Here is a 17,162-nt window from a genome sequence, read left to right on the forward strand (position 1 = left end):
TACAGAACAGGAGTTCCAGACCATGGCGCAGATCGATATTCGTCAGGTGCATAAATCCTACGGCAAGACCAAGACGCTGCATGGTGTCGACCTCATCTTTCCGTCGGGAGAATTCGTCGTCATCCTCGGCCCTTCCGGCTGTGGCAAATCCACGCTGCTGCGCATGATCGCCGGGCTGGAAGACATCACCGCCGGTGAAATCGCCATTGCCGGTAAGGTGGTGAACCGGCTGGAGCCGCGTGAACGTGGTTGCGCCATGGTGTTCCAGAACTATGCGCTTTATCCGCATATGACCGTTGCAGATAATATAGGTTATGCGCTGAAGGTGGCGGGCGTTGCCAAGACCGAGCGCCGCCGAAGGATCGAGGAAACGGCGAAGATTGTCGGCCTTTCCGATTACCTGGAGCGCAAGCCCGCAGCCCTGTCCGGCGGCCAGCGCCAGCGCGTTGCCATGGCCCGTGCCATCATTCGTGAGCCGGATGTGTTCCTGTTCGACGAGCCCTTGTCCAACCTCGACGCCAAATTGCGCGTCACCATGCGCGCAGAAATCCGCAGGCTGCATCAACGGCTGTCCGCAACATCGGTCTTCGTTACACATGATCAGGTAGAGGCCATGACGCTGGCGGATCGGCTAGTGATCATGAACAAGGGTAATGTCGAACAGGTTGGGCAGCCGCTCGACATCTACAACCGGCCAGCCAGCACCTTCGTCGCCTCCTTCATCGGTTCGCCCGCCATGAACCTTTTCAATGCCAAGGTGGATCGCGCAGGCGGCTTGGTGAGCTTCGGCAACTGGGCGACCCCGCTGCCGGTGAGGATCGCGGGCGCCGTGTCTGGCGATGACATCATCGTCGGTATCCGGCCGGAACAATGCGTTGTCTCGCGCAGTGGTGAAGGCATTTCGGGGGTGGTCGATTTCGTCGAGGAACTCGGCTCCGGCCGCATTGTCTATGCCGATATCCGCGGCCAGATCTTCGCCGCCGCCATCGGTGAAGACCTCACTGTCCGTCCCGGCGAGCGGGTTATGCTGCAGTTTCCCGAAGCGCAGCTTCACTTTTTCGATCCCAACACCGAACGCCGGATCGATCCGGATTTCGCACCCGCCAACGCGACCGACTTCACCAATCAGGATGTTCTGGCCCATAGTGCCTGAACGTCTTGCGCTTTCCCTGTCTGTATCAAGGACCCTGACATGACTTCCATCATTTCTGCTGTCGGCTTTTGCAACGCCACCGGTCGCGGCGATATTTCCACCCTGGATTCGTCCCTGAAAATCATTGCCGATACCGGCGCCAGCGCCTGCGAAATCGGCATCTATGGCGAGGAGATCATCTCCGGCGGTCGCATCATCGAAGACCGTGCGCAGCGCGTGCGCGATATCGTCAGGCAGTATGACTTCAAGAAACTGTCTCTGCACGGCCAGATCGTCTCGAACTTCATGGACCGCGAGCATCTGCATTTGCAGAAAAAGGTCGTGCGCGCCATGCTGGAACTCTGCGACCGGCTGAGTGCCGGCGTCCTTGTGCACCACAGCGGCAATGCGATCCTCTCCGATGGCATGAGTGGCAGCGATCTCGACCAGATGGAGCGTGAGGCTCTTTTCGAAATGGCCGAGATTGCCAAGACCTATGGCGTGCGCATCGTTTTGGAAAACATCTTCACCACAGAAGACGGCCAGTACCGCCAGACGCCATCGCAAGTGGCTGAAACGGTGAAGGCCGTCGGCCATGACAATCTCGCCGCCCTGATCGATTTCAGCCACGCCTATATCGAATCCACCTTCAAGGGTCTGGATTTCCGCGAGGAACTGCGCGCCATGGCGCCCGTCACCGGCCATCTGCATGTGCATGACAGCTTCGGCCTGCCCTACACGATGAAGAAGTTCTACCACCCCGCAGAAGCGACAGCGCTCGGCATCGGCGACCTTCACCTGCCGATCGGCTGGGGCGATATCGACTGGGAGGACATTTTCTCCGAACTGACCTTTCTGCCCGACACTACCCTCATCATGGAAATCGGCGCAGAGCGCTTCGCCGACCAGCAGCCCGGCTGCCTGGAGCGCGCAATGAAGCTCGCAGAGGCTGTGAACAAGCGCTGACGGCCAATCTATAGAGTGGAGGGGCCGCATGCATCGGCCCCACCACTCCGGCGATCTCTGCTAGGCACCACGTCATGGCAGGATTGAAGTGCGGATCCTCTCTTCATACCCAGACCGCCTGAGTGGCGTCTTAACCGGCGCAGGTCTCGAACGCTGCCACCCGGCCTGCGTTCACCTGGTCACTATGAAGGATATCGCTTTATGAAGATTTTGCTCGTCGTCGCCCATCCACGGCTGGACGCGCTGGCACATCAAGCGGCACGTACTTTTGCCGACGCAGCGCAAGCGAACGGTCACGATGTCGAGTTCGCCGATCTGGTGGCAGAGAATTTCGATCCGGTTCTTAAAGCTCAGGACGAGCCGGATTGGAGCGGACGCACCATAGACTTCGCGGATGACGTTCAAGGAGAGACGGAGCGTGTGGAAAGAAATGATGCCAAAGCGCTCTTCTTTCCCGTCTGGTGGTGGTCTATGCCGGCAATCCTCACAGGCTGGATCGATCGTGTGTGGGCACAGAATTGGGCCTTTGGCGATAAGACCTATCCGCACAGAAAGGTGCTGATGGTCGGCATCGCCGGCGCGACCGAAGATGACTATCGCAAGCGCGGCTACGACATTTCCGTTCAAACCCAGATGAAGATGGGGATCCTCAATTGCTGCAGTATGAAAGAAGGCAGGGTCGAGATTTTGTATGGATCGCTAGAAGACGACGCCCATGCAGCTGCGATTATTGAAAGATCGACAGAGCTCGGGGCTAGGTTCTAGCGCAATATCAACACTGATCGTCAGTCGGTCGTCTACGGCATCCGCTTTGTGACGCCGTTAAAAGAAATGCCCGCTGCATCGGTGATGGAGCCGGTGTTACAGCCTCATGACCAGCGCGAAAGAAAGTAACGCAATCGGGCAGAGACACAACCAAAGGAAGAACATTGATAAAGTTAAAAACTTTTCGTTGACTCCCGGAGTGAACCCGTCTATAGATACGTCATCGATCTTTTGCTTGCCGAGCTTTGTCTACCGCGCGATTGGCACCGCGCTCTAAGCGAACTTCTCTTTCAAAAATAGTCGGTTTTTACCCGCGTTGCATTCGTTGCGCGGTCGTTCACTCCATGCTTTGAAAGGGTTCATTATGACCACTGGCACAGTTAAATGGTTTAATTCCACTAAGGGCTTCGGCTTCATTCAGCCTGACAATGGCGGCGCAGACGCGTTCGTTCACATTTCGGCTGTCGAACGTGCAGGAATGCGCGAACTCGTCGAAGGCCAGAAGATTGGCTTCGAACTCGAGCGCGACAACAAGTCGGGCAAGATGTCTGCGACCAATCTGCAGTCCGTATAAGTGAGATCGGCTCCTCTTTGACCACGGATGTACTGGCACTGCCGGGAGCAATTTCATTCGAGGCCAGGCGTTTCGCCTGGCCTTTTTTATTTCGGCGTTTGGCCGGAAAGGTAAATACCCATGACAGAAACACACAGCAAATCTCGCCAGCAGGCAGAGCTTGCCTTCGGCAAGCTTCAAACGCCATTCTTTGCAAAAAATCACGCTGTGGATGAACTGCAAGCTGCCGTCGATGCGCGTGACGCAAAAACAGCCAGGCTGAAGGCAGCTCGCCTTGCAAAAGAACTGGCAGATCGCAAGTCCGTGGCGGATGCTCCGGCAACCAAACGCAGCAAGAAGACGCCGTCGGCCTGCTCCACATCTTAAATCGTGGTGTGATCCTCAGGTCTCGCTCACTGAGCGTTGAGGCCTTGTTTTATTGCATACAGTTTTCGCAGCATCTCCTTATGGTTTTGCGCAACCCTTCGGTGAGAGCCAAGAAACCCAGCAAAACAGGCGGGACGCATGTCAACGACAGCCAACGAACTCAATGCGACCAACACAGCATGGCAAATCGCGATGCAGGAAATCCTCCGGGTGGTCATCCGCGATCTTTACCAGGCCAAGGGCGAAGCGCATTTCAAAAAACATATCGAGCGCATCGAAATGGCAGCGGTCGACAGTATCCAGACGGATCTCAGGTTTCGCGGAACGGACGAATGGACGGAAGTCCTCGTCAAGGAAAAAGCCAGCAACTTCGTCACATCCTTGCTGACATCGTTTACGTATGACCGCGCCTGAAGGTACGACTCTTCGGCGTTTTCAAGCAATGTGGTGTAGGGCGACAAACTCTTTGGAAGGTAGCTGGAGCGGGTGAAGGGAATCGAACCCTCGTATTCAGCTTGGGAAGCTCAATCTATACCATTATTTTCAATTATTTAGGCGTAAAACTCACGCCAAAGCGTTCAAATTCGACTAATGCTTTCAATAGCGCTGTAAAACTTCACGTGCGCGAAATATCACAATGAGCTCAACTTTCCCTCTTGTTTTTCTGTATCTATATGGATACAAAAAGACATGAACACATTTAAGAAATCGCCACAGTTTGATAGTTGGTTGCAGAGCCTGAAAGATAGCAAGGGCCGCGTTCGCATTCTTGCTCGCATCGCATCGGCGGAGCATGGAAACTTCGGCGATTGTCAGCCGGTGGGTGAAGGCGTGTCAGAAATGCGCATTCACTTTGGTCCGGGATATCGCCTTTACTACACGCGCAAAGGCGAGACCGTGTATTTCCTGCTGATCGGCGGCGATAAATCCAGCCAGAAGCGTGACATTCAGAAAGCCATCGAAATGGCCCGTACCATATGAAAGGAAGGATCATGACAGAGTTTACCAAATTTGATGCTTCGGAATATCTGAAGGATGAAAGCGAGATGCTGGAGTATCTTTCCGTTGCAATGGAAGATGAAAACCCGGACGTTTTCATTACGGCGCTGGGCCATGTCGCCAAGGCGCGCGGAATGGCGCAGGTCGCTGAGGCGTCCGGTTTGGGCCGAGAAAGCCTGTACAAGGCGCTGAAGCCTGGATCAAAACTGCGCTATGAAACGATGCACAAGATTATTCACGCGCTCGGTTTCCAGCTTGTTTTGAAACCCAGCTTGGATGCGGCCTGAAAAGCAAAAAGCCGCCCGGATTGCTCCGTGCGGCTATAGTTTATGGCCCAATGAAAAAATCTCCGAGCCGCTTTAAAGCGTCCGCGAATGTCACGCCTACAGCCATGGCCGAAAAGCCCATTGCAGCTAGGGCGCCAGTGCCCATCAACCGCAACCGCTTCATATCGTCGGTGACAGGCTTCATATCGGTCACGTCATCCTTTACGAGCGCCACCGTCTGTTCCACGTCGCCGACGCGATCCACCACCTCATCAAGCCGCCTATGCACGACGGCACGACTTTCAGCCGCCTTATCTTCGGAGCGTCTGGACTGATCTTCCATGCGCCGTATCGAGTCTTTCAACCCCTCCATTCCCTCTACCAGCTGCCCGAGCTGCTGATGGATGGACGGATCAAATTCACCAGGCGCCATAGCTCAAACCACCCCCATTGCAGGCGCGGTTTTTACTGCAAAACCGTCCAGAGCCGAAAGAGGCTTTGGTGTCGTCATAAAAAGCGGCGCAACGGGCAGTGCGGCGGTCTACGAAATCCGCCGCTAGGTCCCATCTCAATTGCGTGTTGCGTGGCTTTTCGGTTCCGTATTTGGGAATGACCCTGTCCATCTTCTTCCGGCACTCTTCCGGCAGATCGGGAAGGTTGACGCCCGCCGATGTTTTGCCCCGCGCATCAGCGGCGGCAATAAGCCTCGCCTCTTTGCTCGCACAGCCAGCGGCGATCATCATTGCTCCAACGGTAATCACCGTCATCCATGTTTTGATTGTCATCTTTGATCGCCTGTTCCTGTTTGACTTCGAGCTGCTGTAGAATGAGCGCATCAGCCAGCGCCCGTTTGCGGTTCTCTTCGAGCGCCAGCGCAGCGGCATTGCGCTGGCGTTCCATTTCGGCGGCTTTCGCTTCAGCGGCGGTCTTTTCTGAAAGCAGTACGTAACCTTCAAGCAACGCCGCATCGTGCGATGAAAGCCACAGGCGGAAGACCCCAACGACCAGCAAGGCGCAGATGATGAGGGTGGCTATGCGCCCCAAAAGCGACGTCGGGAGAAGGAAGCTCATAGCCCGCTCACACACAGTTCAGCTTCACCGATGCGCTGCGCGTCGCCCATCTCGCGACGGTTGACGAGACCGCGCACGATCCGCCCGCCTGCTTTGTTGAAAGCCGTTTGAGCCTCGCAAGCGAAGCGCCACATGCTGGCCTCGATGCGACCCTTTGCGGTCGATCGACACCATGCGCCCACGCCGAAATTGTAGGAACCTGTGATCATTGAAGCGCGAACACTGATGGGGGCTTTGCCAGGTTTGGCGAACATTCCATGATCTTCTGGTAATAGTCGTCATGAACGCGGCGAAGCAGCATGTCGAAGCATTCCGCCTTCGTCTTCGTCATGCCGGGACCGATGCCCTTGGTTTCGCCGTAACAAATGTCCCAGATCTTGGCGAACGGATCCCAATGGGATTTCAGAACCAGCCCCTCCCAGGGCATGATTCCCTTTTCGACTGCCAGGATGACGGCAGGATCCATCTTTTGCGTTGTGGCATAACGGTCATATGTCGCGTAACCGCCGCTGGCGATGCCAATGAGAACGGCAGCAATGGCAGCTTTACCGCGCTTCGTCGGCGTGATCTTGTTGATCGGCATCCGATACACCTTTCTGGACAATGATGCGGGAAATGAAGGCGGCACAGGTCGCGCCGCCCGAAAGCGCAGCGAACAGGCCACGCGGGATATCGACGTATCCGTCAATGATTGGCAGGAAGACTTCGAGGCCGGACAGGAGACCGGCGAGCAAAATCCATCGGATGGACCATGCGCGTTTCAGCACCTGCCACCAGTTGGCGATGAGCATGTCAGCAACCTCACGAAAATACAGGTTGCACCTTGAGGCGATGACTACTTCCGATTAAGAAGCTCAAGTTGAAGACTTCAGGATCCCAGGATGGCTCATCGATACATTTCGCTTGGCTCAGCTTGCAATGCGGCAACGATGATCAGGAAAGCCGGGCTACGCCGTGCATCCTACCCTTTCGACTGGCTGTTAAACGTGGACGATGGGCTGAAAGCGGTTAGCGAAATCGTTCGCAACAACTTTGAGGAAGCGTCGAAACCGGAGAGCTATCTTGTTGTTTTTCACCCCCCCGCAGGAAGGGCCGTCCCGACTTACAAGCTTTACCCAAAAACGTTCCACGTGCATTCAGACCCCGTTGCTGACCCAAACCATCATGCTGAAATGTTGCGAAGGTTCGACAGGATGCGCGAGGCTCTGCGGTCACGCGATCACCTGCACTTCCTGTACTACAGGGACTACTCGACTTACCGCGAGAGCAACCCCGGAACGACAGCCCACGAGATCGTGCACATTATGGAGGCCGAGGTTCTGGAATTTCTTGCCCTGGTGGAAGGAATGCGCGCCGGGAAGACGACTGTGCTAGTTGTCGTCGAGAGCCTAGTGGAGCATGAAGACGAGACCCGTTCCGCGGTGGACAGCTTCACACCCTCTGACAACCGTCTCACCTTCGGGAAGACTGTGGCACGTTATGACGAGGTGCCAGCCCTCAACGCTAGATGGGAAAGAGAGTGGATAAACCTGCTAGCAAGGAAGACGGAGATGCCATTCTGGATGTGGTTATACTGCCGGCTCAAGCAAGCCAACCGCAGAATTAGAACTGTCTACAGTCCTCATCGGTAGGAAAGCTACGCCCGAACAACGACCTCTAAAACTTCCAGTAACTTTCGTTGACAGCATAATCAGCGGGTATTTCTGAAGCAGCCTTCAGTGCGAAATATGCTGCATATAGCGGCTGACGCCAGGCGGCGGCGGCATCCAACACCAACCACCATTCAGAAGCTTTCACTTCGACAAGGCCGGTATTCGTCTTGATGCCGACGAGGCGGTCTGGTTCGCCTATGTTCATCGCCGCCTGCGCTAGCGGCGTGACTTCCTGCATCCACCGGGTCATGTCGCCCGGCGTTGTGCCGAAATGGTGGACGCCGCGCTCATCTCCGAAATCGAAATCGAAGCCGAGAGATAGGCGGCGGTTCACCTCGTCGGTCAGCATTTCCGGCGTCACTGGAAGCGGTTTGATTTTAATGATGCTCATAGAATCCTCTCGACATAGCGAAGTGAGCCGTGGTTGACTTGCTGCAACCAGGGGAGCGGATAATGGTGAAAGTTGTTGCGAAGATCGTTACGAAAGCAGACGTGAGCCCTCCACGTGGAGAGATCACAATTCATTCTCAAGATGAGCGGGGGCGGGCTAGCGAATTCACGATCAGCTTTTCAGACATCATGAGGATTGCTGCTGAAGTTGATGCGGCAAAGAACTCAACAGGAACCACGAGCTTGGCCCAGGAATACCAAGAACTCCGGTTTATCGTTCTGACCTGATAGAGGTCCGCCGGACTGAGGAAAGTACACCCAACATCGCAATTGTTTTTGATCGAGGCTCCCCCCGGCAGGTTGCCTACAGACTATCGGAAGAGATGTCGCTGGGTTTGGAAACCGCACTCGGGCAAGAACGGGGAAATCTTCATAAAGAACCGTATAACCATCGCCGTGATCAGTGATCTTGCTCATTCACCAACTCCATCCGTGAGGTCAGCGACATCAACCGACCATCCTTGCCGCTCTGAACGGTCTACCGGCACATCAGAGGCATCGATAATCGCATAAGGCTTTCCAGTTGGGACGTCCTTCGCGGCGATCTCTTCCAAAGAGTAGTCGCAATCGTCGTCATGTGGCGGGATGAGCACTGTAATCCCTCCCTGATCATTCTGATAAATGATGCGCTTTGTTTGATCCGCCATGATTTTTCACCTTAGAAAGGCAACGCCGACCGTGGGCCAGTCGTAAAGCGCGCCATTGTCGTAGCCTGTTCTCACGCGGCAAGAAGTTGTTGTGTTGCTAGACGTTGAGAACGCGGGGCCTTGACGAGCTACGCCGCCACCGGTGCCCTCTTGCTCACCGGATCCCGTGCCAACCATGATGAAGTTCGCATCGGGCATCGCCGTGATGAAATTGACGGTATAGTCGCCCGTGCCATTGTCCGCGACACTCGAAACGTTCTTGCTCGCCCGGATAGCCACGGTGCCAGTGCCGTTGAAGTTGACCCAAGCCAGCACTTTTCCGTAGCTTTCCAGCGTGGTCGTCCTGCCTTGCAACGCTTGCACATTCGCAGACAAGGTTTGCACGTTGTTGGCCAGCGCCGCAAAGTCCGCGCTCCCCGGAACCTGATCGGCGGCATACGCCTTGATCCAGTAAGTGAAAGTTTTGTTGACGGGGCGGGTTTCGGCTGCAATTCGGGGCGTGCCGTTCACGCCATCAGGAAATACGGGACTGCCTGTCAGTGTTCTGAACGCCGATGTTGTGCCTGGATAATAAACGCTGTCGGCGGTAGAGACGCTTTCTGTCCCATCCACTGCGGCCCATGCATCGCCTCGGTTAGCCACAGCACCGGGGGTGCGATGCTTATGCCCCTGCATCGCGTCCTGCTGCGCAGAGCCAAATACACGACCACTATCCACCACCTGACCAGAGCGCCAGCCGCGCGGGAAATATCCGCCCATATCTTCAATGATCGGATCGCCATTGCCATTCACGGTGGCGCCGTTGTTTAGCAGCCACGCCCGTAGGTCGGGATATGCCGATGTGACGGCCGCGCCGTTATGCAAAAGGTATCCGGGCGGCGGGCTGTTGCCATTTCCCTGCATCATGATCGTGGTGCCAATCGGCAAACCAAAGAGCTTTTGCAGTGACGCCAGAGAAGCGGTTTTTAAACCATCATCATCCAGCAAGGCAATCTTATCAGCCGAGACCGGTGATGCTTTCACAGGCGCGGACTTCAAAGCATCCGCGATTTCCCCCGTTACAACAGAGGCCGCTTTCTTTGCCCAATGGAACGCCGAGAACAGGCCCGGAAGAACTTCGACGTTTTCAGCTTCGCTTGCCCATTTCTGCGCCGCCGATGCACTATTTGCGGCATTGGACGCTGACGCTTGGGCCGCACCCTTGGACGAATTTGCCGCCGATGCAGCTTCTTCGGCCGCCGCAAGGACAGCACTAGATACTTGGTCGGAAACGAGCCGGAACGTGCCACCGGAAACCACCTCTATCAGTCTCATGCCAGCAACCAAGCCACCTGCCGCGACATCGCTTCCGGCGACCGTCTTGATTGTCAGTGCCGCGCCTCCATTGAAAGCAACCGAGGCAGGCGAGGCGGTATTCGTTGCGGAAATCGGCAGAACGACAAGCGCGGAATCTGAAACCGGAATAGCGCTATCGGCCTTGATGGCGTTTGCGGAACCGCTTCCGCTATCATTCGCCACAATGAAACTGTAAGGGAGGTCACCGATACGCACCCAAGCGCCCGCGCCGGACGCACCGGTTTTCCGGTAAAACCCCATTGTAGGAAACTGTTTCGTCGGTCATGACCCACGCCATAGAATTGGCGACATGGGCGAGATCGGCAAACAGCGCGGCGCGGGTGGGATAAACAGAACCGCTATTTGCGCCGATAGACGTTAAAAAGCTTTCAAGCCATGTTCCCCAAGCGCGCAGATCTGACTTCTTCGGTTGTGACGGACTGGCACTAGGGCCGTCCGCAAAGATGATGCTGGCTTTTTCTACCATGATTGCTCCGTCAGGCGTCAGGAGACCGTGAACGCGCCGGTTGCCACCGGAGCGCCTTCCATGCCTAAACCATTGATTGATACGATCCAGCCGTAACGAATCCCGGCTGAAATGGATTTTGTGACTGCGTTTGAAGATCCCGCCGAGCCATACTTAGGCGGACCTAGGTAGCTGGCGGTTGCAAAGTTATTGACCGTGTTCCAGTAGATTTTCGCACCGGCATAATTACCGCTATTTGGCGCAACCCAATTGAATGTGGCAGCCCCCGAAGCGGTCGTAACGCTCACGCTTGAAGCGGCATCAGGCGCGACGGTATCGGCTGTAGACCGAATATCTTCCGTGGGCGAGAAGTCCGAATAGGTTCCAGCCGACGATATAAAGGCAACGCCGACTTGAAGCAGCGTGTCCGCTGGCACGGTTCCCGTTGTCAGGTTGATGTATCCGCCCGACCGTACCGCGTCCTGATACTGCTGTTCGATCCAAGAGCCAGGGACCCCGCCGCCACCATCCGCTACGCGATAACGAATAACAGGCGTCAGGCTGGCATCCTGTGGATCGACGACAACGACACGAACGAGCACGGAACCGTTGCTTGATTGCGCCTGCACGAGGTTGAGAACTGGCGTAACGACGCGTGAGATTGCTGGAGCGAGAGGAACGGGCGGCTGCTGACCCTCGTCCACTTCGGGAACCCAAGCGTCGATATTTGCAGGATGCCGGATCACGTCCATCGTAAATCCCCCACGCGCGAGCGCGATCACGGATCGGCGGTTTTCCAGCAACTGACCGCTCAGACGCGGGAGGCGTTGCGGAGTTTCCAGCCGAACCCAACGCGCGTAGACGGAGTTGATGCCACTCAAGCGAACATCGAGCGTCCCTTTCACCCGCTCACGCAGGCGTAGCCAATCCCGCTTGCCAAGCCGCCTAGCCTGTCGCCATCTATGACACCACCGATAATTTGCCTCCTCCGAAAGAACCCGCCCGGCGTCGAGCTGCGCTTCGGCATCCTCGAAAAAGTCGGTATCCGCAGTCGCGTAGGCGGTAGCAGGATATGTGAATTTCGGGACGAGCCGATTACACTCTTCTTCAAATAGGACATCGTATTGAATACTGTGTCCGACGATGTCTTTGTCGGTTAGAACAGCGCATCGGCTTTCCCGAAATTTCCCGACAGTCAGGATGCGCGCACCATCGCCACGCTGGACAAGATGGCCGTCGCACGTTGCCAACATGGCGTTCAGACCTGCTTTCGGGCCGTTCTCTGTCGTGTCCGTCCCGTTACACTGGTAACGCGGTTCCGTGCCGCCAGCCGCGAGAGGCACCGCCTCGTTGCAGATATCGGCTTCCTCTTTCCAGAGATCGAGCACCGGCAGCAATGCTTTTCGGTAGTCCAGCCCGTAGCCGAATTCGTTAAAGCACAAATGCCAGGCAATAATGATGGCGCTATTGCGCGTCCATTTCCATGTCGTCGGATCGTTCGGGTTCTGTGATGGATCGCGAAAGTCCCAGCACAGCGCCAAGTCCGCTTCGACTGACAGCATTGGTGGGCCGTAGGGAAACCATGACCGCTGATACTTTGCTGGACCAGCCGAAGCCCAAAAAGAAACGGAGGCTTGACCGTCGCCCCTGTGGTCATTCGTCCACAGACCGCTCGCGCTCAGTTCTCCGACTGGCGCAGGATATGGCGTTTCGACCGGCAATCCTAACCGATGGTAGATGCCGACATTGACCTCATACCGACCGCTTGGATGATAGACGACAGAGTTGCTCCTAAGCGTCACCTCATCATCATGGAGCCAGTAACGGTTGACCGACTTAATCCGATGGCCCGCTATGGCTTGCACGCAGTGCAGGTTGACGCCTGTGCTCTCCCACAACATCATCGAGCCAGCCAGCCGCACGCGGCCCACACCCCATATCCTGTAGGGTATGGGCTGCTGTAGCGGTATTTTCATCTGCTCGGGCTTAGGCGGCTTCGGAGCCATTAGCGCTTGAATGCCAATACTAAGCGCTGTTGTCGCAATCGCACTAGACAGGCCGGCCCTGTTCTCCGGTGTGCGACCGGCCTGAGCAGGCGGAAGAGTGGGCCTTTCGCAGAGGTGAGAAGGTCCGAAAGAAGTCTGGCGCTTGGTGGGAAGGAATAGTGGTGGGCTTCTATTCGACCACGCAAAGCTCGCGCGGCTATGCGGTCCAGCTTGAGAACGTATATGGCCCTGTCCAGATTTACCCGGAAACGGAGCTTGAGCGCATGCCGTCATGACTCGCCGCCAAACCATCTTCGACAAGATCATGAGCCGCGTTCAGATCGACCCCGAAACGGGTTGCTGGATTTGGACCGGCCCAACGTCAGGCACTACGGGCCGTGGAGCCGGCTATCCGCGAATGTCCCTTGGCGGTCAAACTGTCGCGGTGCACATCGCCATGTGGACGAATGAGCACGGCTATATTCCCGGCAAGAAGGAACTTGACCACAAATGCCGCAACCGGCTCTGCGTCAACCCAAACCCTGACCATCTAGAGATGGTCACGCGCAAACGTAATGCGATCCGGCGCGAGGAAGCGAAGCGGCTGCGCTGCATTGAGGTGTTGATATGACGGTCTCAGCACCCAACTCAAAACGCCACCGGCGCCCTGCCCTGCGCATCCGCGACGTGAATATGACCTTGGAGGCCTTGCGCTAGAGTGGCATGACTCCAACCGCATTGGACACATTGCCAGACGGCACGTTTCGATGGCATTTTACGCCAACAGCACAGAGTGACGAAGACGATCTGGATCGCGAACTGGCGGAGTTTGATAAGAAGAATGGTTACAGTTGAGCTTAAGGGTATCCACACCGTAAAGGCAAAGGGTAATCTCTACTATTACGCATGGCGTGGAGGCCCTCGGCTTAGGGGTAAGCCCGGAAGCGCTGAGTTCATAGCTTAATATAACGAAGCTGTCGCTAACCGCGCAGAACCGGAAAGCGGACGCTTTCGCTCCATCATCATCAATTACAAAGCAACGCAGTTTAAGAAGCTCGCAGATTCCACCAAGCGCACCTGGTCACCCTGGCTTGATCGCATCGCAGATCACTTTGGCGATCTGAGCATCGCGCAATTCAACCGCCCGGACAGAATCCGTCCCCGAATTCGGCAATGGCGCGGACAGTATAGCGATACGCCACGCGCAGCCGACACAGGTATGCAGGTTCTATCTCGCATTCTATCCCACGGCGTAGACCCCATGGGAAAGCTAAGCTCGAACCCTGCAGAGGGCATCAAGCATCTGTACAGTTCCGATCGTTCTGAAATCATTTGGACGGACGCTGATATTGCGCAAGTGAAAGCAGGATGCTCCGAAGAGGTGAAGTGGGTTATCGATCTTGCCGCTCATACTGGCCTCCGCGTTGCTGATTTGCTGCGGCTTTCATGGTCACACGTTGGACCTGACGCCATAATCATTTCCACCGGGAAGAGTAGACACAAACGAGAGGCGATCATCCCACGATACGACGCCTTAGATGAGGTGCTTACGCGTATCCCGAAGCGGTCGCCCGTAGTTCTCACCAGCACGAAGAGGAAGCCTTGGCGGCAGGACGGCTTCAATACGATGTTCTGGAGAGCCAAACAGAGAACCGATATGCTGGAGCGCGATCTACATTTTCATGATCTACGCGGCACGGCAGCGACGAAGTTTTATATAGCTGGACTGTCGATAAGGGTAATTTCCGAGATCATGGCATGGGAAGAAGAAACCGTGGAGAAAATCATTCGGAGATATGTTGGACGGAACTCAGCGACTAAGGAAGCAATTCGGAGTTTGAATGCATCGAAGAAGTGACAGCGAATGTCGAGACATCCGCTGCGCGACGCTTAGCCAGAGATGAGTTCATCATCAATGTCACTAGCAGTGTCATCTTTTTCAAGCGTGAATTCGTCGTCTATACCATCATCAGCCAAATCGGACCAGTTTCCAGCTAACCGTCGGGTAAAGTTTCCAATTATCTGCGTAATCTGTGGGTCACCCAGCCGACCTTCTGCGTCTTTGAGCAGCACCATTGCTTCATCAAAATACTCTAACGAGCCTGTTAGTTTGTAGTACTCGATCCCTAATTCTCCATATGCTTTCAATATGTGTTTATTCGAAGAAAAACGCGCAGCGCCAGTGACTGCCAGGTCGTGCGCCTCTTCAAGCATCGCAACCCGATCATCGGTCATGATACCTTCTGTATATATGGCGCGCGCAATCATCAGTTTTATGCTATAACGGTGCACGGGACCTTCTTTACCGAAGTCTTTCTCGAAGAGACGTATCTCGGTCTGAGCGGTGCCAAAAGATCGCATCTCGATCAGATTACGGATTAGACGATGCCTAGGAACTCGTTCTCCCGGTGCGCGCGAGATCATTTTAGCTAGAAGGCGATTTTGCACGGTGAGGTCAGGAATGCGGGGGATGCCTCCGTCCGTGTTACAAAGCTGCCTTAAGGACCGGATTTCCAAGTCATAAGTGGGATTAATGTTGTCGATCACGTCCTCAAACAAACGTATGAGCCGACCCGAATCCTTGAACTTGTATTTTGATATGATGTTAGCGATGACGTGATGTCGACAACGCCAGCTAAATATACCGAGCTTTGAACTGTGCTCCCACTCGTGCACGATGTCAGTTAAGCCATCCAACAAGCCGCCAATCGATTGGGCAGGTATATTCAATATGCGGATGACAAGTTGTCGATGAACATGGATACCCGAGGCCTCCATCGCCGCGACATGCCGAAAGACTTCTTGGGCCTGTGGGGATAAGGTGGCGTAATCGCGAAGTATGATAGTGTCGAAGGCGTCAGAAGCAAAAATGTTCTTGAGGCAAACGAACATGTCCTTCTAACTGCGGACCACCAAACGACGCCTTCTCGCGGTACGATCAAATCCAATAAAATCTCGCTCGACTAAGCGCTTTACTGCCGGGACTTTATCGACCAAGTCTAGCAGCCGCTCAATTTCAGCATCTGACAGACTAGAGAGCGTGTAAGACCTTCCATGCCTAAAGAAGTTGCTTGTCTTAACTCTAGGCATCCAGTGGTTGCGCGAAGTTGCCAACAGGATTTTAAGATGCCCGTTATTGCCTATGGCCAATGCGTCAATCAGGTCGTTCAAACCTTGCAGATGAAGATGGGCGTCATCAACAAAAAGAACTCCAACCTCGCCGTGCTCTCGAAGATGATCCGCAACCTTTTCCCACAGATCTGCATCTAGTGACTCAGTTCCGATGTGCTCCCAACACTTCCAGCCCTTTACGATGGAAGACACTAGTATATGCTTGCAAGCTGTAGTTTTGCCTACCCCGCTAGCTCCTATCACCGTTGCAGATAGAGAGTGGTCCTCATCGAAGTAGGCAATCACCTCATCAGAAACTGACCTTCTAAACGTGTAGCCAGCGCTAATATCGGGATAGCTGGCTGGCCAGCCAGAGAACATTGCACTGAAATCAGCGGGCGTCGCCTTTACCGCATGGTCAACTTCGGTAACGAGCGGCCTAAGAGCGGACACGGAATCCAGTGGATCGGGACTATCTTTTGATGGAATCGAAGATGAAATGCCGCTTTTTGCTAGAGCGCCGAAAAACTGATCAATGCCGCCGAAACAGACTGCTAAGCCTTGTTGCTCGTACAGTGCCGCACGGTTTTCGTCCTCCGTATATATCAAGAGCCAAACCCGACCCGCACCGCCTGCCTTCGTGTTTAGGTTTAGTGCACGAGTGATAATCTCTTTGATGTGCAGATCAGCCAACGAATGCCCGATTATCACCAAATGTGAACCGTTCAGATCGTTCCTTAGTCGGTCCCAGATCTGCTCGCGATAGCTCGCTGTTTTGGTGTAGTCCGAGTCAGTCAGTATGATGCGGCTTTGGCTCCCGTCGCACTCGTCTTTTTCTATCGTTCCGTGGACTTTGAAAAGGTGATTATCGAAGGCTCTGGATTCCGATGTGAAGTCGAAGTCGGAACTATAAATCTTCAGCGATTTCTGACGCAGATCATAACACTGCTCGATGAGGTTGTCGTAGTTGGTGGTATATATGCTCCTCCAATTATAGAGGGGCAAATTGCGAAGGCCGCCCGTGGGCTTCAATTTTTGGCAATGCTGGCGGAGAAGCTCTATAACCTTCCTGCGCGACTTGCTTTTAGTTTCGGCAAGCTGCGTAATTTCACTGAGACTAAATCCCTCTTCAGGAAGATCGAACCCGTCCGCGAACGCCTTGATTAGCGTCCCAACTGAAGGCCCCCTTAGGGAATAGATGAGCCGGACCCAAACAGCAGAACTGTGCGACTTGGATCTAGCTCTCCGATCATTTGTGAAAGTAACGTAGACAAATTCAGCCCCCTTTTTATTGCAGGTCAGTTTGCAACTTCGGGGACGTCGGTCAAGTTTAAGAACAACTTAAATTAAACTTTTTAGCTTTTGCTCAACAAGAAA

The 17,162-nt window shown here is 54.8% G+C and carries 25 protein-coding genes and 1 pseudogene; 13 read left to right on the top strand and 13 right to left on the bottom strand.

The features are described 5' to 3' along the window. The first annotated feature begins 22 nt into the window (after nucleotides 1–22). The 8 genes from ugpC to QZ862_RS19695 all read left to right on the top strand — a co-directional run bounded on the left by ugpC (nucleotide 23) and on the right by QZ862_RS19695 (nucleotide 5,089). On the top strand, nucleotides 23–1,153 hold the full coding sequence (ugpC, locus tag QZ862_RS19660; RefSeq protein WP_296101471.1) for a sn-glycerol-3-phosphate ABC transporter ATP-binding protein UgpC: 1,131 nt from the start codon (nucleotides 23–25) through the stop codon (nucleotides 1,151–1,153). A gap of 39 nt (nucleotides 1,154–1,192) precedes the next feature. Beyond that, the gene (locus QZ862_RS19665; RefSeq protein WP_296101472.1) at nucleotides 1,193–2,098 is read left to right on the top strand and encodes a sugar phosphate isomerase/epimerase; all 906 of its coding nucleotides are present in this window, start codon (nucleotides 1,193–1,195) and stop codon (nucleotides 2,096–2,098) included. A 201-nt stretch (nucleotides 2,099–2,299) separates the two neighbouring features. Continuing rightward, nucleotides 2,300–2,863, top strand: coding sequence for an NAD(P)H oxidoreductase (locus tag QZ862_RS19670; protein WP_296101473.1), 564 nt, complete (start codon nucleotides 2,300–2,302; stop codon nucleotides 2,861–2,863). 364 nt (nucleotides 2,864–3,227) lie between these two features. Next, a complete protein-coding gene (locus QZ862_RS19675) occupies nucleotides 3,228–3,437 on the top strand; it encodes a cold-shock protein (protein ID WP_296101474.1) in 210 nt (69 codons plus the stop codon). A 120-nt stretch (nucleotides 3,438–3,557) separates the two neighbouring features. Next, a complete protein-coding gene (locus tag QZ862_RS19680; protein ID WP_296101475.1) occupies nucleotides 3,558–3,803 on the top strand; it encodes a hypothetical protein in 246 nt (81 codons plus the stop codon). 138 nt (nucleotides 3,804–3,941) lie between these two features. After that, nucleotides 3,942–4,217 (top strand): hypothetical protein, encoded by a 276-nt coding sequence (locus QZ862_RS19685; protein WP_296014087.1) that lies wholly within the window; start codon nucleotides 3,942–3,944, stop codon nucleotides 4,215–4,217. A gap of 276 nt (nucleotides 4,218–4,493) precedes the next feature. Continuing rightward, complete coding sequence (locus tag QZ862_RS19690) at nucleotides 4,494–4,784, top strand: type II toxin-antitoxin system RelE/ParE family toxin (protein WP_296101476.1); 291 nt, start codon at nucleotides 4,494–4,496, stop codon at nucleotides 4,782–4,784. 11 nt (nucleotides 4,785–4,795) lie between these two features. Beyond that, nucleotides 4,796–5,089 (top strand): addiction module antidote protein, encoded by a 294-nt coding sequence (locus tag QZ862_RS19695; protein WP_296101477.1) that lies wholly within the window; start codon nucleotides 4,796–4,798, stop codon nucleotides 5,087–5,089. A gap of 40 nt (nucleotides 5,090–5,129) precedes the next feature. On the opposite strand, the gene QZ862_RS19700 is transcribed toward QZ862_RS19695, so the two are convergent. From QZ862_RS19700 to QZ862_RS19725, 6 genes are read right to left on the bottom strand one after another with little or no spacing between them, the layout of a single operon-like run. After that, nucleotides 5,130–5,501: a DUF1515 family protein gene (locus tag QZ862_RS19700; protein WP_296101478.1), complete on the bottom strand. Its 372-nt coding sequence runs from the start codon at nucleotides 5,499–5,501 to the stop codon at nucleotides 5,130–5,132. Beyond that, nucleotides 5,488–5,853 carry a hypothetical protein gene (locus QZ862_RS19705; protein WP_296101480.1) on the bottom strand — a complete coding sequence of 122 codons (366 nt, stop codon included), beginning with the start codon at nucleotides 5,851–5,853 and terminating at the stop codon, nucleotides 5,488–5,490. The genes QZ862_RS19700 and QZ862_RS19705 overlap by 14 nt, the downstream gene beginning before the upstream one ends. Next, a complete protein-coding gene (locus tag QZ862_RS19710) occupies nucleotides 5,756–6,112 on the bottom strand; it encodes a hypothetical protein (protein ID WP_296101481.1) in 357 nt (118 codons plus the stop codon). Before QZ862_RS19710 ends, QZ862_RS19705 begins: the two co-directional genes overlap by 98 nt. Before the next feature lie 23 nt (nucleotides 6,113–6,135). Next, nucleotides 6,136–6,348: a hypothetical protein gene (locus QZ862_RS19715; RefSeq protein ID WP_296101482.1), complete on the bottom strand. Its 213-nt coding sequence runs from the start codon at nucleotides 6,346–6,348 to the stop codon at nucleotides 6,136–6,138. After that, entirely contained in the window at nucleotides 6,345–6,722 is a 378-nt protein-coding gene (locus QZ862_RS19720; protein ID WP_296101483.1) for a hypothetical protein, read from the bottom strand. Before QZ862_RS19720 ends, QZ862_RS19715 begins: the two co-directional genes overlap by 4 nt. Beyond that, nucleotides 6,685–6,930: a hypothetical protein gene (locus QZ862_RS19725; protein WP_296101484.1), complete on the bottom strand. Its 246-nt coding sequence runs from the start codon at nucleotides 6,928–6,930 to the stop codon at nucleotides 6,685–6,687. Before QZ862_RS19725 ends, QZ862_RS19720 begins: the two co-directional genes overlap by 38 nt. A gap of 90 nt (nucleotides 6,931–7,020) precedes the next feature. On the opposite strand from QZ862_RS19725, the gene QZ862_RS19730 reads away from it, so the two are divergent. Next, a complete protein-coding gene (locus QZ862_RS19730; RefSeq protein ID WP_296101485.1) occupies nucleotides 7,021–7,770 on the top strand; it encodes a DUF1796 family putative cysteine peptidase in 750 nt (249 codons plus the stop codon). A gap of 25 nt (nucleotides 7,771–7,795) precedes the next feature. Here the strand turns inward: QZ862_RS19730 and QZ862_RS19735 are convergent, their stop codons facing one another. Beyond that, the gene (locus tag QZ862_RS19735) at nucleotides 7,796–8,182 is read right to left on the bottom strand and encodes a hypothetical protein (protein WP_296101486.1); all 387 of its coding nucleotides are present in this window, start codon (nucleotides 8,180–8,182) and stop codon (nucleotides 7,796–7,798) included. 62 nt (nucleotides 8,183–8,244) lie between these two features. On the opposite strand from QZ862_RS19735, the gene QZ862_RS19740 reads away from it, so the two are divergent. Continuing rightward, on the top strand, nucleotides 8,245–8,469 hold the full coding sequence (locus QZ862_RS19740; RefSeq protein WP_296101488.1) for a hypothetical protein: 225 nt from the start codon (nucleotides 8,245–8,247) through the stop codon (nucleotides 8,467–8,469). 185 nt (nucleotides 8,470–8,654) lie between these two features. On the opposite strand, the gene QZ862_RS19745 is transcribed toward QZ862_RS19740, so the two are convergent. The 4 genes from QZ862_RS19745 to QZ862_RS19760 all read right to left on the bottom strand — a co-directional run bounded on the left by QZ862_RS19745 (nucleotide 8,655) and on the right by QZ862_RS19760 (nucleotide 12,665). Continuing rightward, nucleotides 8,655–8,888: a hypothetical protein gene (locus tag QZ862_RS19745; RefSeq protein ID WP_296101489.1), complete on the bottom strand. Its 234-nt coding sequence runs from the start codon at nucleotides 8,886–8,888 to the stop codon at nucleotides 8,655–8,657. 6 nt (nucleotides 8,889–8,894) lie between these two features. Continuing rightward, entirely contained in the window at nucleotides 8,895–10,202 is a 1,308-nt protein-coding gene (locus QZ862_RS19750; protein WP_296101490.1) for a hypothetical protein, read from the bottom strand. A gap of 223 nt (nucleotides 10,203–10,425) precedes the next feature. Next, nucleotides 10,426–10,710, bottom strand: coding sequence for a hypothetical protein (locus tag QZ862_RS19755; protein WP_296101491.1), 285 nt, complete (start codon nucleotides 10,708–10,710; stop codon nucleotides 10,426–10,428). A gap of 17 nt (nucleotides 10,711–10,727) precedes the next feature. After that, the gene (locus tag QZ862_RS19760) at nucleotides 10,728–12,665 is read right to left on the bottom strand and encodes a hypothetical protein (protein WP_296101492.1); all 1,938 of its coding nucleotides are present in this window, start codon (nucleotides 12,663–12,665) and stop codon (nucleotides 10,728–10,730) included. Between the two features lie 98 nt (nucleotides 12,666–12,763). On the opposite strand from QZ862_RS19760, the gene QZ862_RS21385 reads away from it, so the two are divergent. The 3 genes and pseudogenes from QZ862_RS21385 to QZ862_RS21390 all read left to right on the top strand — a co-directional run bounded on the left by QZ862_RS21385 (nucleotide 12,764) and on the right by QZ862_RS21390 (nucleotide 14,532). After that, a complete protein-coding gene (locus QZ862_RS21385) occupies nucleotides 12,764–12,970 on the top strand; it encodes a hypothetical protein (RefSeq protein ID WP_363315955.1) in 207 nt (68 codons plus the stop codon). Then, nucleotides 12,967–13,305 carry an HNH endonuclease signature motif containing protein gene (locus QZ862_RS19765; RefSeq protein WP_296101493.1) on the top strand — a complete coding sequence of 113 codons (339 nt, stop codon included), beginning with the start codon at nucleotides 12,967–12,969 and terminating at the stop codon, nucleotides 13,303–13,305. The genes QZ862_RS21385 and QZ862_RS19765 overlap by 4 nt, the downstream gene beginning before the upstream one ends. A gap of 210 nt (nucleotides 13,306–13,515) precedes the next feature. Beyond that, nucleotides 13,516–14,532 (top strand): annotated as a pseudogene (locus QZ862_RS21390) (tyrosine-type recombinase/integrase). Nucleotides 14,533–14,564: 32 nt separating this feature from the next. Here the strand turns inward: QZ862_RS21390 and QZ862_RS19775 are convergent. Next, nucleotides 14,565–15,566, bottom strand: coding sequence for a hypothetical protein (locus tag QZ862_RS19775; protein WP_296101496.1), 1,002 nt, complete (start codon nucleotides 15,564–15,566; stop codon nucleotides 14,565–14,567). Nucleotides 15,567–15,572: 6 nt separating this feature from the next. Beyond that, nucleotides 15,573–16,817 (bottom strand): SIR2 family protein, encoded by a 1,245-nt coding sequence (locus QZ862_RS19780; protein ID WP_296101497.1) that lies wholly within the window; start codon nucleotides 16,815–16,817, stop codon nucleotides 15,573–15,575. Nucleotides 16,818–17,162: the final 345 nt, after the last annotated feature.

The organism is uncultured Agrobacterium sp. (assembly GCA_913777615.1).
Taxonomy (GTDB): Bacteria; Pseudomonadota; Alphaproteobacteria; order Rhizobiales; family Rhizobiaceae; genus Agrobacterium.